Origin of the sequence: Mycobacterium sp. 134 (genome assembly GCF_048282715.1) — a bacterium.
Lineage (GTDB): Bacteria > Actinomycetota > Actinomycetes > Mycobacteriales > Mycobacteriaceae > Mycobacterium > Mycobacterium septicum.
Window position 1 is genome coordinate 6,822,531 of record NZ_JBLVUN010000008.1, and the last position, 13,452, is coordinate 6,835,982.

Consider the following 13,452-nt stretch of genomic DNA (forward strand, 5'->3'; position numbering starts at 1 on the left):
TCGACGACCTGGTAGCTCGGGAAGTTACCAGCTCAGCCCGGATAGGGCGGGTAGAACTGGGGTGCAACCGGATTCGGCTTCGCTTTGATCCACGCGGTCGTCGACGGCAGCATGGCCAGCACGAGCGTCGCGACGGGGAAGACGAGGCCGAACAATGTGAACACGCCGCCGCCGCCGTAGGAACCGTAGGCGGCGGATGTCATGGCGGCAGCCACGCCGAAGCTGATCAGGCTGCTCAGGATCGCCAGGGCGCAGGCGCCGACCACGAGCCAGCGGCCGAGCATCTTTCGTTGGAACAGCAGCACCGCTCCGACGGCGATGATCAGGCCGAAGACGAAGTTGAACAGGATCGCGACGATCAGCGCCGCGTACATCCCGCCGGAAAGGCTGGCCTCGGTGCCTGCTGCGGCCAGGCCGATGACCGCGAGCACTCCGCCGCCGAGGCCTGACACGGCACCCAGGGCCGCGAGTACCGCGGCGATGATGCCGGTGACACCACTGGGCTCGGGGCTCGGCAAACCGTAGGGCTGGTGCTGGAAGCCGCCCTGCTGCGGGTATCCGGGCGGCGGAAAGCCTTGTTGTTGCGGAAAGCCGGGCTGCTGTGGGTAGCTGGGTTGCTGGGGATATCCGGGCGGCGGAAAGCCTTGCTGCTGGGGAAAGCCTGGCTGCTGCGGTTGACCGGGTTGTCCCGGGACCCCCTGCCCGTAAGGCCCGTACGGATAGTTCACGCATCCCCCTCGACTCCAGGACCAAGGAGCTCACCCTATACGGATTTCGCAGATCAGGACGGTTTCGGGTAGCCTGGGCCGGTTGCCGACGCAGGCGACCCTCCTGCCACGGAATCCGCCGTGGCCGCACACGACCAGAGGAGGTGATGAGGTTCTAATGCGTCCATACGAAATCATGGTCATTCTCGACCCCACACTTGACGAGCGCACCGTAGCTCCATCGTTGGAGACGTTCCTGAACGTCGTCCGCAAGGATGGCGGTTCTGTCGACAAGGTCGACATCTGGGGACGCCGCCGGCTGGCCTACGAGATTGCCAAGCACGCCGAGGGCATCTATGCCGTTGTCGACGTCAAGGCTGAACCGGCCACCGTGTCCGAGCTCGACCGTCAGCTCAACCTGAACGAGTCCGTGCTGCGGACCAAGGTGATGCGGACCGACAAGCACTAAAGGCTGTCAGTCGTCGGCGGGGCTACGTAGGCTTCGCGCAAACGGACATGCCTATCCCAGGAGGATCTCGTGGCTGGTGACACCACCATCACAGTTGTCGGAAACCTGACTGCTGACCCGGAACTGCGTTTCACCCCGTCTGGCGCAGCTGTCGCCAATTTCACCGTTGCCTCGACGCCGCGAATGTTCGATCGGCAGAGCAACGAGTGGAAGGACGGCGAGGCGCTGTTCCTGCGGTGCAACATCTGGCGTGAGGCGGCCGAGAACGTGGCCGAGAGCCTCACCCGGGGTTCGCGGGTGATCGTCACCGGTCGGCTCAAGCAGCGTTCGTTCGAAACCCGTGAGGGTGAGAAGCGCACCGTTGTCGAGGTCGAGGTCGACGAGATCGGTCCGTCCCTGCGCTACGCCACGGCCAAGGTCAACAAGGCCAGCCGTAGTGGCGGCGGCGGCGGTGGCGGCGGCTTCGGCGGTGGTGGCGGCGGTGGTTCGCGCCAGGCCGAGCCCAAGGACGATCCGTGGGGCAGTGCACCGGCGTCCGGCTCCTTCAGCGGGGCCGACGACGAGCCGCCGTTCTGATCAACAACGAAAATTTTTGCAAGGAAGAGATAACCAATGGCCAAGTCCACAAAGCGACGGCCGGCACCGGAAAAGCCGGTCAAGACTCGTAAGTGCGTGTTCTGCTCCAAGAAGGGTAAGGGGCAGGTCATCGACTACAAGGACACTGCGCTGCTGCGCACCTACATCAGCGAGCGCGGCAAGATCCGTGCCCGCCGGGTGACCGGCAACTGCGTCCAGCACCAGCGCGATGTCGCCATCGCGGTGAAGAATGCCCGCGAGGTGGCTCTGCTGCCGTTCGGCTCGTCGACGCGGTAGGAGATACACCAATGAAGCTGATTCTCACCGCTGAGGTGGAACACCTGGGCGTCGCGGGCGACGCCGTCGAGGTCAAGGACGGCTACGGCCGTAACTACCTGCTGCCCCGCGGGCTGGCCATCGTGGCCTCCCGTGGTGCCGAGCGCCAGGCCGACGAGATCCGTCGGGCGCGCGATGCCAAGTCCATCCGTGGCGTCGAGCACGCCAACGAGCTCAAGACCGCGCTGGAGGGTCTGGGCGAGGTGTCGCTGCCGGTTCAGGCCGCTACCGACACGGGCAAGCTGTTCGGCTCGGTCACCGCGGCTGATGTCGTGGCCGTGATCAAGAAGGCCGGCGGCCCCAACTTGGACAAGCGCACCGTGCAGCTGCCCAAGGCGCACATCAAGTCGGTCGGCACGCATCCGATCACCGTGAAGCTGCACACCGGGGTGGAAGCCAAGGTGTCGCTGAACGTCGTCGCGGAGTAATCCGTAGCGGAACAATTCCGCCAGCACTCAATCGCCCGGGTGGGAGCCTGCAGAGGTTTCCACCCGGGCGTTTGCTGTGTCTCTGGCGAACGCGTTGCGGGAAACTCTGGACAGCGAAGCTAACTCGGTGTTAACCCGCCAGGTCCCTGGGCGCAACACAACACGCCCGGGATGGCAACCCGGCACGACACGCCGAAGAACTTCCCATACACAATCACTGACAACCTCTATGGCACTCTGACCTGGGAAAACTATAGATTGCTCGGGAATGATCCACAGGTTCTCCCCAGAGGCTCAACACTGCGACCGAGACCTATCCACATGCCATCCACAGCTTGATTAACAGGGGTGGTTTCGGGAGGCGCCAGCAACGTCTAGCGTGATGCGTCGCAGCGCCACGAAGCTTCTTTGTCGGAGCCCTGTTTTACAGTTGCAGTACCGATTCGAATAAACGTTCGAGCCTGTTGTGAGGCGGGTCTCGGAAGGGGGTGGGGAGTCCGTGGCGGTGGTGGACGACCTGGGGCATCCGGATTCGGAGATGGATGGCCCTCCGCCTGGGGAGGACTTCGGCCGGCAGCCGCCGCAGGACATGGCGGCCGAGCAGGCGGTCCTCGGCGGCATGCTGTTGAGCAAGGATGCGATCGCCGACGTGCTCGAGCGGTTGCGCCCCGGAGACTTCTACCGTCCGGCGCACCAGAACGTGTATGACGCGATCCTGGATCTCTACGGCCGGGGCGAACCGGCCGACGCCGTCACCGTCGCTGCCGAACTCGATCGCCGCAGCCTGTTGCGCCGCATCGGTGGTGCCCCCTATCTGCACACCCTGATCTCCACCGTGCCCACCGCGGCCAACGCCGGTTTCTATGCCGGCATCGTCGCCGAGAAGGCCCTGTTGCGCCGCTTGGTGGAGGCGGGGACCCGGGTGGTCCAGTACGGCTATGCCGGGGCCGACGGCGCCGATGTCACCGACGTGGTGGACCGGGCGCAGGCCGAGATCTACGACGTCACCGAGCGACGCGCCTCGGAGGACTTCGTAGCGCTCGAAGACCTGCTGCAGCCCACGATGGACGAGATCGACGCGATCGCCTCGCAGGGTGGTATCTCGCGCGGTGTGCCGACCGGGTTCACCGAATTCGACGAGATCACCAACGGCCTGCACCCCGGGCAGATGGTCATCATCGCGGCCCGACCTGGCGTTGGCAAAAGCACTCTGGGACTGGATTTCATGCGGTCCTGCTCGATCAAGCACCGGATGGCCAGCGTCATCTTCTCGCTGGAAATGAGCAAGTCCGAGATCGTCATGCGACTGCTCTCGGCCGAGGCGAAGATCAAACTCGCCGATATGCGTTCGGGCCGGATGAGCGATGATGACTGGACCAAGCTGGCCCGCCGGATGAGCGAGATCAGTGAGGCGCCGCTCTACATCGACGACTCGCCGAACCTGACCATGATGGAGATCCGCGCCAAGGGCCGACGGCTGGCCCAGAAGGCGGACCTGAAGCTCGTGGTCGTCGACTACATGCAGCTGATGAGCTCGGGCAAGAAGTACGAGTCACGTCAGCAGGAAGTCTCGGACTTCTCCCGAAGCCTCAAGCTGATGGCCAAGGAACTCGAAGTGCCGGTGATCGCGATCAGCCAGCTGAACCGTGGTCCCGAGCAGCGCACCGACAAACGTCCGCAGGTCTCGGACCTTCGTGAATCGGGCTCGCTGGAGCAGGATGCCGACATGGTCCTGCTGCTGCACCGCCCCGACGCGATCGACCGGGAAGATCCGCGTGGTGGTGAAGCAGACATCATCCTGGGCAAGCATCGTAACGGCCCGACGGCGAATATCACTGTGGCGCACCAGCTTCACTTCTCGCGATTCACCAATATGGCGCGCTAGGTGTAGCTCTTGTAGGTTCTCACGGAACGTGGCGGAATCTCACGAGTGATGGCGGAGCGATGGCGGATCCGCCAGGTTCGTGAGACACGCGGGTTGGTCAATCCGAGGCCTGCGCCGGCGGCTATGTGATGATCGGGCCGTCAGAGCAGTTAGATCCGATTGCAGGGCAGAGGTGGTTGCGATGGGCCGCAGTGGAGACAAGGTGCCGACTGCCTCTGTCTCATACCGACGTGCTGACGACCTCAGTGAGGTTGCCCGAGAGTGGGCTTCGGTGGGTATCAACGAACTTGCCAACGCGGCTCCGTGGCGGACGTTTCGGTGGCACCGCGGGCAGAAGCACTACTCGGGGACCTACTGGTCGAGCACCGTTGGCCGTCACGTCATCTATGAATCGCGACTTGAATTGTCCCGCTTGCTCTTTGCCGATTTTGATACCAGCGCGCGGCAAATTGTCGCCCAGCCATTCCTGCTCCGAGCTACGGTCGATCGCAAGCCACGAAAGCACATCCCGGACTATCTCTTGATCACCGATGCAGGCCCTGTAGTCGTGGATGTGAAGCCCGCCGGCCGTCTCTCGGATCCCAAGGTCGCTTTCACATTCGAGTGGACCCGCGGACTCGTTGAGGCGCGCGGCTGGCGCTATGAAGTGGCGACCGAACCCAACGCAGTTGAGTTGGAGAATGTCCGTTTCCTTGCGGGATACCGGCGCAGTTGGATGTTCCGCCCAGAGCTGCTGGCACAAGTGCGGGAGAAGAATCTGGTTGGCTTACAACTTGCGGATGCGTTCAGGTGTCTGCCAGGGGAGCCGATCAATCATGTCAAGTCTGCTGTGCTGCACCTTCTCTGGCGTCAAGAACTTCTAATCGATCTGAGCGAGCGACTAAGCGGGCGAACAGAACTGAGGATGTCGATATGACTTCAGCTGGGGTACGAATCGGTGTGGGTACTAGGCTCGTGCACGATGGTGAGTTGGTGGAGATCGTTGAGATCCACACTGGTCAGACAGGCATGGACGTCGTATTGAAAGGGACGTCGAAGAAGGCGGTCATCCGAGCCCGCCTCAATGACCTTCTCCTGTCAGACAGCACACGAGTAGTCCCGGATTCGGAGGGACCGTGCAGCGATGACGACTTCGAGCCTGCCGGGGTTGTTCTCGCACAGCTCAGCGACGTCGAGCGCAACGAGATGATCGAGCGAGCGGCGCACGTCCGCGAAGTGCTCACCGGATTCCGTTCGGGTAGTGCGGAGTTGGCGCTTCCTGGGGAGCCGCGGCCGGAGTACCAAGCCGTTGTGCCACTGTCGAGGCGTTACGCAAGCAAAGGGCGGGAGCTTGGTGCTGGGGTCCGGTCAATCGAACGTTGGGTTCAGCAGTTCCAGAAGTACGGTGAAGCGGGTCTGGCGTCGACGCGGGCGAAAAGGACTGCAGGCCCGGGGGCGAATGTAGACCCGCGGTGGACCGAGACCGCCATTGAAGTGATGGTGGAGCACACAGACCAGTCGCGTCCTTCGCAGACGATGGTAATCAACAGAACCAACGCTAGAGTCGTCGCGCGGTTCGGCGAGGGGGTCGTGGAATTACCGTCCCGCGCAACGGCATTCCGCGTCCTTGCCGAGCTGGAGAGCCGGTACCCGACGTTTCGGTTGAGCACCAAACGGAACCGCGACATTGCTGAACGGCCGGATGGTGTGTATGGAAAGCTGCGCCCGACCCGGCCGGGTGAGTACCTGTTGATGGACACCACGCGGCTGGATGTTTTTGCGATGGATCCGATCACGTTGCGGTGGGTGCAGGCCGAACTGTCGATCGGAATGGACTGGTACACCCGGTGCGTCACAGGAATCAGATTGACGCCGGTGTCCACGAAGTCGGTCGACGCAGCGTCAGTGCTGTATCAGGCTTACCGGCCCCGACCAGCGGGAAAGGATTGGCCAGCGCAAGCGGTATGGCCCGAGCACGGAGTCCCAAGGTCAGTCCTGATCGATGTCGACGCGATCGCTGGGTCCCTGGTCGGCGCGGCCGGGCCAGCGATCGTGCCGGAAACGGTCATTATTGATCACGGCAAGATCTATGTATCCGAGCATTTGACCAGCGTCTGTCAGCGGATGGGGATTTCGATCCAGCCTGCGCGACTGCGGACGGGACGTGACAAGGGCCCCGTGGAGCGATTCTTCCGCACCATCCGCGAGGACTTGTTGCAGGCGCTGCCGGGCTACAAGGGCCCGGATGTGCACTCCCGCGGACTGGATCCGGAATCTGAGGCGTTCTTCTACCTGGACGAGTTGGAGGCGATCATCCGCGAGTGGGTGGCTGTGGTGTATCACCGCCGACCGCATGACAGCTTGATCGATCCGCATGTGCCGGGATTGCGGATGTCGCCGGCGCAGATGTTTGAGCACGGCGTCGCTCGCGCCGGCTACATCGAGGCTCCGCGCGATCCCGATTTGGCCTACGAGTTCCTCAAGACCGAGTTCCGGAAGATCCAGCACTATGGAGTGGACTTCGGTTCCCGCCGCTACAACGGGCCGTCACTGAACCCGTTTCGTAACATGACCAGCCCGTACAAAGGGAAAGCCAAGGGCCGCTGGCCCATTCACTACGATCCTGACGACATCACCCGCGCCTATTTCCGCGATCCCGATACGCGCAAGTGGCACCCACTGGTGTGGGAGCATGCCCCGTCGTTGCAGATGCCGCTCAGTGAGGACGCGCTGCAGTTCGCGCGCAAGCTCGCCGCGTCGAAGTACACCTACCCCGATGACCGGCTCGCGGTGGCGGATCTGTTGGAGCGGTGGAACCTCGGACTAGGCTCTACGCTGGCCGAACGGCGAATGGCTTTGCGGCTCTCCCGCGACGCCACCCTGATCGACGAGACTGAGATACAGGACGAGGTCGCCGCTCTGCCGTCGGTCGCTCGCGTGTTGGCGACAGCAGATCCTGCCGCCGACGAGGACACGGACACGACGATCGAAGAACCCGATCCCGAGACCGGCGATGACGACGCCGAGGACGAACTCGACGACCCCGCCAACGACTTTTACGCCGACGCGCTGGACGACGCGTGATGGCCAAGAAAAATCCGGCCCAACCGGAGACCGAGGCCCGGCTGGACAATCTGACGTTGGCCCGCAAAGAGGGTTGGCAGCGATTTGTGAACACCGCTGCCCGGATTCCACCGGAGCCGTTGACCCGCAAGCAAATTGAGTCGCTCAGCGAAGATGCCCACGACGACTACAATCGGCAGCGCCGTGAGTGGCACGCCAATCTCGGCCCGATCAGAACACCGCAGCTGGCCGCCCTGCATGAAGACTTGTGGGACATCGTCGACAGTAACGTCCAAGACGGCGACAAGGCCAAAGGAGCGGTGGCGATCGATGCCTTTCCCGGACTAGGGAAGACCACATCGGTGCTGGATTTCGCCAGGAAGTTCCACCGTCGCGAGATCAAAGAATTGGGGACTGAAACCACTGAGGGTCACGAGCGGTGGCCGGTATGCCGGGTCGGGTTGACCGGCAACACCGGCATGGTCGAATTCAACCGGGCCATGTTGTCGTTCTTTGCTCATCCGGGGATGTCCCGCGGCAACGCCGCCCACTTCGCTCACCGGGCACTGGACTGCGTACTGGCCTGCGAGACCAAGCTGCTGATCGTTGATGATCTGCATTTTCTGCGATGGCGCAACACCGTCGGCGTGGAGATCAGCAACCACTTCAAATACATCGCCAACGAGTTTCCCGTCACCCTCGTCTTCGTCGGCGTCGGGTTGGCGGCGCGGGGGCTATTCTCCGAAGGGCATTCATACGAAGACGCGGTGATCGCTCAAACCGGCAGACGCACCACCAAGCTCGACATCGGCCCGTTCGTGATCAACACCGATGAGGGCCGCCGCGAATGGCGCCAACTGCTCCTCGCCCTCGAGCAGCGGATCGCGCTGGCTGACAAGCACCCCGGCATGTTGGCCGACGACCTCTCGGAGTATCTGTTCGCCCGCAGCACCGGACACATCGGTTCGCTGATGACTCTGATCAATCGGGGCTGCCAACGAGCCGTGCGCACGGGGGCGGAACTGTTATCCCGTGAGCTGATGGATCTCGTCAAGAACGACGAGGCATCGGAAAAGGCCCGCCGGGAACTCGAAACGGCCTTCGAGGCGCGAAGACTGACGACAAGGATCGGCAAGGCCGGATGAACGCCGTGCGCACACTGCCGATGCGCATTGCCCCGATCGGGGGTGAGGCGATCGACTCGTGGCTGGAAGCGATCGCTCACCGCACCCACACCGCCTTCGGAGACCTCCTGACCGCCGTCGGGCTGAGCCCCCACAACGGGATGGACACCACCGCCTGGATCGTGCGCCTGAATTCTGACGAAGCCGACATGATCAGGACGGCGACCGGAATCGACCGTGATGCGCTGGAAATGATGACGCTGCAGCACTATTCGGATCGGGCGGTGCGCATCAAGCCCGACTCACGGATGCTCAGTCGAGCCTTCCCCTGGGGCCGGGGACGGGGATCGCGGTTCTGCCCAGCATGTTTGGACACGACCGGGGGACGCTGGCAACTGAGATGGCGACTGGGCTGGACGTTCGCCTGCACCACCCATAACTGTCTACTGTCCGATGCCTGTCCACACTGCGACGCGGTCCAACGCCGTCGCACACACATCGGCGACATCATTCCGCAACCCGGACGCTGTTCGCACCCGGCCGCGGACGCAACCGGCCGCACCCCACCGAGGTGCGGCGCCGACCTCACCACCGCGACCGTCGCCTCATTCGATACAGATCACCCAGTGATACACGCACAGCGGGTCGTGAACAGCGTCCTCGACAGCGAGACCCCAACGTTCGGGGTGTACCAGGCATCGCCGCAGCCACGACTCAACGTTCTCTCGGATATCCGGGCCGTCGCCGGCCGCGCGCTGGCCTACGCCACACCCCAAGACCTGGAAGCCGTTATCCCGCAAGACCTCAACCGCATCTACCGGGCCACTGGTGAGCCCTCGGATGTCCGGCGCGGTCCGGCACGAACCGATACGAAGCCTGGGCTGGCGGCACCGGCACGGGCCGTAACTGCCGGCGTCGGCGTGGTAGCTGCCTTGAAAGCCCTTGATCGCCCCGACGTGGCGCACGCCGGGGACTCGCTGCGTTGGTTGGTGACCTCCTCGAGGGAACGCGGATCGGCTGTGAACGCCACGAACATCTCGTGGGGTAAGAACACGTCGCCGGTGCTCACCGGAGTTCAGCTCACCGCCCTGGGGCCACTGCTCAATCCAAGCGATCAATTGCGTTACCGTATCGGCACTCCAGTACCCGCTCAGCCGGCCGCTGGCGCGCAGCGCACCGCGGACATGTCGCGCCGTGTGCCCTCAATGCTGTGGCCGATCTGGTCGCTACCGCTGGCGATTGAGACGTGTCACCAATGGCAACTGCGTCCAGCACTGTCCAGCATCCTTCTGCTGGTCAACAGCAAGCTCAACCTCGACGAAGCCGCTGGCGCGATTGACTATCCCATCACGGGCCACGCCGTATCTCGGGTTCTGCAGCTGCTGCAAAAGCAGGACCAGTGGTCGAGTATTCGCGCTGCTCTCATCCGCATGGCCGACTACCTCGCCGACCATGGCGTTCCGATCAACTACCAGCGCCGCCGCCAGCTCGACTACACGATGCTGCTGCCCGACAAGATATGGACACAGATCTGCCGCGACACCGCCACCCCGGGACCGGGTCCGGCCAGGGCGCGGATCGCCCGCTGCTTTCTGTTCGAGCGCCTTAGCGGGCGTCCCGCCAGCACGTCGCCATGGGCTCGGGACGACAGCGCTTTTCGCACCAAGACCGCCGACTTCCCCGGCCACCTCACACCCGAACTGGCTCAAGCGCTCAAGGAACACGCCCGCGAGTTCTTGGCCGACCAGAACATCGACGACGAACCAGTGACATGGCACCCGCCAAAGGAAGTGCTCGACGGGCTCGATCTACCCGGACCCGACCCCGCCGTGGTCGACATCGCCCGTCTGCACCAAGTCATTGCGGCGGACAGAGTCAAGCTCGGTGCAGCTGCACAGCGGTTGAACACCAGCCTCGACGCAGTGCGCTACCTTCTGGAGACCCACCCCGTGCCCCGACCGGATCCGGATAATGGCGCGACGCTCTCGACCCCTTACAACCGCGCGTATCTGACCGCCAAGCAGACGCTTTCACGGGAGCGTTTGGCCGACCTTTACGAGCATGAACGGATGTCGCTCAAAGATATTGCGGCGTCGGTTGGAGTCAGTCGCCAGATCATCGCCCGACTCGCCCGTGATTACGATCTGGCGCTACGTGAACCTGGTCTGCAAGCCCGCACGACAATCGACCGGGACTGGCTCTACGACCAGTACGTCAACAAACGACGCACGCTACCCGACATTGCCAACGAGGCCGGTATGAGCACAGCCAACATGGCACGCTGGGCCAAAACTCACGCCATCCCGATGCGAGGACGAGGTGGCGGCAGCCACAGTTCCACCCTCGCCGCCGAGCAAGTCGCCGTTGAGGCACCGGATCTCATCCGGCCCGCACTGGCGGGAATCGGTGGACGGGAACGGCTCGAGCGATTCGCTGCGGCAACGCGTTACAGCACGCTCACGGTCGCCGCCGAAGAGCTCGGCGTCGGTCAGGCCGTACTGGTGTCTCAAATCAACCGCATCGAAAGCGAACTCGGCACCAAGCTACTCGTACGCGCTGAGCGCGGACGTCCCATGAGGCTCACCGACGACGGCGCACGGGTCGTTGCCACCGTACGGGCATGCCAACGTCGCGATTGGCAGTAGAGACTGATGCTGAATTGTGGGCGACGGCTCTGTGGTACGCACCACTTGCGCGACCGGCTGGTTACCTCAATACCGGCTCTTCAGTGGGGCCACTCCTGAGGGCCACCCGTCAAAAGTGCTACTAGTAGTGCAAAGCTATCAACGGGCCGGTACTGCGGTCGGCTGCGGCTGGGATGCGAGTAGTTAAGGCCCGGTGCCGGGGCTTGCAACGATCTCTCTACGCATTCATTGAGCGCCGAGCTCGCGGCGGTCCGAGCTCGGGGGTTTCGTGGGCAATTTCGGGCCTGTCTCGTCAACCAGCAGGTCGCCGGCCGGGATCCCGAGCACCTCCGCTAAGTCGTATAGCCGTTCGAAGAGCAGGCCACGCTTTCCATGCTCAACGTGGATCAGCACGTTGCGGGTCACTCCGGACTCCAGGGCAAGGGCCTCCTGCGTGAGCCCGCGTTCGATTCTCAAATTGCGAATGCGTTGACCTACTGCTTGTCGGCGCTGAGCCCAGAGTTCAGCGCGCTCCGGATCTGTTTGGCTGGGTCTGGTTGGCACGCCACAAGTACCCTGTGCGCCAACGAAAATGTCTGCCCTACTAACATTACGCTTATTGAGTACACGGACGAGCGCACCACTGATTGCGCCAGCATCGAGACACTAGGAGACTCCCCGCCCACGTGATGACGAATTCCCAACCGCGCAGCAGTGCGGACACGAAAAGGACCCAACGCAGCGGGTCCGAAACGCGTCAGCGCAATCGCGACTGCAAGGTCCGGCTGCTGGGTCCAGAAGCGGACTTTCTCGAGCAATTGGCGTTCGAAGAGGGAGTGTCTCGTCAGCAGCTGTTCCTACGAGAGTGGTTGTGGCCGAAGATGATCGCCGCTGGTATTGATGTCAGTGACGCTTCGTAGGGGCTCGACCCGGCGCCCTGACTGGTTGGAGAACGCCCGAATTGCGACCACCGTTCCGCTCCGGGTGCACGATCCTGCAGTCACGATCGGCGAGCCGACGATGACGCTGGTACTGACGAGACAGGAGCGATGAAGTACGACGCCGACGCACGCCGCGTCGAACTCACGACCCGAAACCTGCAGGCGCTCACCGACAAGTTGGACGACCCCCACAGCGCTCGCACCCTCGGCTCCCCGTGCGGCATGGTGCGAGTACGTGCGGTCGAAGACACCGACCGGACAGCGGCGCAGTCCCACGCCGGGACTGCGGAAGGTATGGTGCTCGTCACCCGCGGTGAGCTTGCGGCGATGCTTTCCGGGGAAACGGTGATGGTCGGCGGGATCCAAGTCGTTCCGGTGCCCGACGCCGCGCACTACGCCGATCGCCCGGCGGGTGATGTGATCATGCCGAGCACTGGCGAGCTCCGCCGTGGTGTGCTCGCGATGGTGCTCCGACACGTGTGCGAGTGCTGTGGTGTCGAGGAGGTCCTGACGCCGGACGAGGCGTACGAGGCGGGGTGGGACTACCCGCCGCGGCAAGGGCGGTTCGGCGTCATCAGTCCGCGCGTCTGTCCCGGTTGCCCGTCGACTGCCACGGTCTGGTGGGCGCTTATGTGCGATGGCTACACCCAGGAGATGCTGTCGGACCGGCAACGCGACGTGGTGGCGCGCATCCTCGCGGAGCCGGCGTCGATCATGGTGGAGCAGCCGTGAACGATCCGGTCATCCCCAGTGATCGCCCAGGCTGGCAAGCCTGCATTGACCGACTGGTCGTCGATCTCGCCGAGGTGGAACCCGCCGCCGTAGTGCAGATGATCGACGCAGCCACCCCAATTCCGAGGGCGGTCTTCACCGCCAACACCGACGCTGGGCGCGTGCTGGTCTGGGCAACGCTTGCAGAGCTGGCACACACCTGCGGCCGGTGCGGGAGGGTGGCGCCCGAGCGGATCACCTGGTGCGCGAAATGCGGAGAGGACCAGCGATTAGCCGGCTCCGGTGGACCACTGTCGCGGTGAAACCGCCCGGCGACACTGCGGTGCGGCTGACGTTCGCGGGCACTGCAGCAGTGGAATGCGACGGGCTCACCTCTTGCTTGACCGACCCAGCGGGGTCTTCGGCACACTCGCCCCCGAGTGCCCTCCCGGGCCCGCCCCACGGTCACAGTCAGCCGGTCGCGGTGGTGTACATCGCCGACGCTGGCGAGGTTCGGGCCGACATGCAGTTCGCGGATAGGGTCGGACACCTACATGGCGTCAGAGATTCGGGGAGCCCCCTTGAGCGGGCGCGGCAGCTGGCTGGCCA

At 63.7% G+C, this 13,452-nt stretch carries 13 protein-coding genes; 11 read left to right on the top strand and 2 right to left on the bottom strand.

Translation table 11 applies throughout. The features are described 5' to 3' along the window. Positions 1-32: 32 nt before the first annotated feature. The gene (locus tag ACNQVK_RS37355; protein ID WP_418033937.1) at positions 33-728 is read right to left on the bottom strand and encodes a hypothetical protein; all 696 of its coding nucleotides are present in this window, start codon (positions 726-728) and stop codon (positions 33-35) included. 157 nt (positions 729-885) lie between these two features. On the opposite strand from ACNQVK_RS37355, the gene rpsF reads away from it, so the two are divergent. The 9 genes from rpsF to ACNQVK_RS37400 all read left to right on the top strand — a co-directional run bounded on the left by rpsF (position 886) and on the right by ACNQVK_RS37400 (position 11,212). Next, a complete protein-coding gene (gene rpsF / locus ACNQVK_RS37360) occupies positions 886-1,176 on the top strand; it encodes a 30S ribosomal protein S6 (protein ID WP_003884149.1) in 291 nt (96 codons plus the stop codon). A gap of 69 nt (positions 1,177-1,245) precedes the next feature. Beyond that, positions 1,246-1,752 (top strand): single-stranded DNA-binding protein, encoded by a 507-nt coding sequence (locus ACNQVK_RS37365; RefSeq protein WP_044514252.1) that lies wholly within the window; start codon positions 1,246-1,248, stop codon positions 1,750-1,752. Between the two features lie 36 nt (positions 1,753-1,788). Next, positions 1,789-2,049, top strand: a complete 261-nt coding sequence (gene rpsR / locus ACNQVK_RS37370) for a 30S ribosomal protein S18 (protein ID WP_003884147.1) — start codon at positions 1,789-1,791, stop codon at positions 2,047-2,049. A gap of 11 nt (positions 2,050-2,060) precedes the next feature. Next, on the top strand, positions 2,061-2,516 hold the full coding sequence (rplI, locus tag ACNQVK_RS37375; protein WP_409551805.1) for a 50S ribosomal protein L9: 456 nt from the start codon (positions 2,061-2,063) through the stop codon (positions 2,514-2,516). A 499-nt stretch (positions 2,517-3,015) separates the two neighbouring features. Continuing rightward, positions 3,016-4,401 (top strand): replicative DNA helicase, encoded by a 1,386-nt coding sequence (dnaB, locus tag ACNQVK_RS37380; protein ID WP_276130254.1) that lies wholly within the window; start codon positions 3,016-3,018, stop codon positions 4,399-4,401. 271 nt (positions 4,402-4,672) lie between these two features. After that, positions 4,673-5,317, top strand: coding sequence for a TnsA-like heteromeric transposase endonuclease subunit (locus ACNQVK_RS37385; RefSeq protein ID WP_418028071.1), 645 nt, complete (start codon positions 4,673-4,675; stop codon positions 5,315-5,317). Continuing rightward, positions 5,314-7,464 (top strand): Mu transposase C-terminal domain-containing protein, encoded by a 2,151-nt coding sequence (locus tag ACNQVK_RS37390; RefSeq protein ID WP_418028070.1) that lies wholly within the window; start codon positions 5,314-5,316, stop codon positions 7,462-7,464. The genes ACNQVK_RS37385 and ACNQVK_RS37390 overlap by 4 nt, the downstream gene beginning before the upstream one ends. Continuing rightward, on the top strand, positions 7,464-8,588 hold the full coding sequence (locus ACNQVK_RS37395) for an ATP-binding protein (protein ID WP_418028069.1): 1,125 nt from the start codon (positions 7,464-7,466) through the stop codon (positions 8,586-8,588). Before ACNQVK_RS37390 ends, ACNQVK_RS37395 begins: the two co-directional genes overlap by 1 nt. Beyond that, on the top strand, positions 8,585-11,212 hold the full coding sequence (locus tag ACNQVK_RS37400; protein WP_418028068.1) for a TniQ family protein: 2,628 nt from the start codon (positions 8,585-8,587) through the stop codon (positions 11,210-11,212). Before ACNQVK_RS37395 ends, ACNQVK_RS37400 begins: the two co-directional genes overlap by 4 nt. A 225-nt stretch (positions 11,213-11,437) precedes the next feature. Here the strand turns inward: ACNQVK_RS37400 and ACNQVK_RS37405 are convergent, their stop codons facing one another. Beyond that, positions 11,438-11,755, bottom strand: a complete 318-nt coding sequence (locus tag ACNQVK_RS37405; RefSeq protein WP_418028067.1) for a helix-turn-helix domain-containing protein — start codon at positions 11,753-11,755, stop codon at positions 11,438-11,440. 485 nt (positions 11,756-12,240) lie between these two features. Between ACNQVK_RS37405 and ACNQVK_RS37410 the strand changes: the two genes are divergently transcribed. Further along, positions 12,241-12,864, top strand: a complete 624-nt coding sequence (locus ACNQVK_RS37410) for a hypothetical protein (protein WP_418028066.1) — start codon at positions 12,241-12,243, stop codon at positions 12,862-12,864. After that, a complete protein-coding gene (locus ACNQVK_RS37415) occupies positions 12,861-13,166 on the top strand; it encodes a hypothetical protein (protein ID WP_418033939.1) in 306 nt (101 codons plus the stop codon). Before ACNQVK_RS37410 ends, ACNQVK_RS37415 begins: the two co-directional genes overlap by 4 nt. Positions 13,167-13,452 lie beyond the last annotated feature (286 nt).

Bases quoted from the DNA above. Each gene is read 5' to 3' on its own strand.
- ACNQVK_RS37410 (WP_418028066.1), top strand. From the start codon at position 12,241: ATGAAGTACGACGCCGACGCACGCCGCGTCGAACTCACGACCCGAAAC.
- rpsR (WP_003884147.1), top strand. From the start codon at position 1,789: ATGGCCAAGTCCACAAAGCGACGGCCGGCACCGGAAAAGCCGGTCAAG.
- ACNQVK_RS37390 (WP_418028070.1), top strand. From the start codon at position 5,314: ATGACTTCAGCTGGGGTACGAATCGGTGTGGGTACTAGGCTCGTGCAC.
- ACNQVK_RS37400 (WP_418028068.1), top strand. From the start codon at position 8,585: ATGAACGCCGTGCGCACACTGCCGATGCGCATTGCCCCGATCGGGGGT.
- ACNQVK_RS37395 (WP_418028069.1), top strand. From the start codon at position 7,464: ATGGCCAAGAAAAATCCGGCCCAACCGGAGACCGAGGCCCGGCTGGAC.
- rpsF (WP_003884149.1), top strand. From the start codon at position 886: ATGCGTCCATACGAAATCATGGTCATTCTCGACCCCACACTTGACGAG.
- rplI (WP_409551805.1), top strand. From the start codon at position 2,061: ATGAAGCTGATTCTCACCGCTGAGGTGGAACACCTGGGCGTCGCGGGC.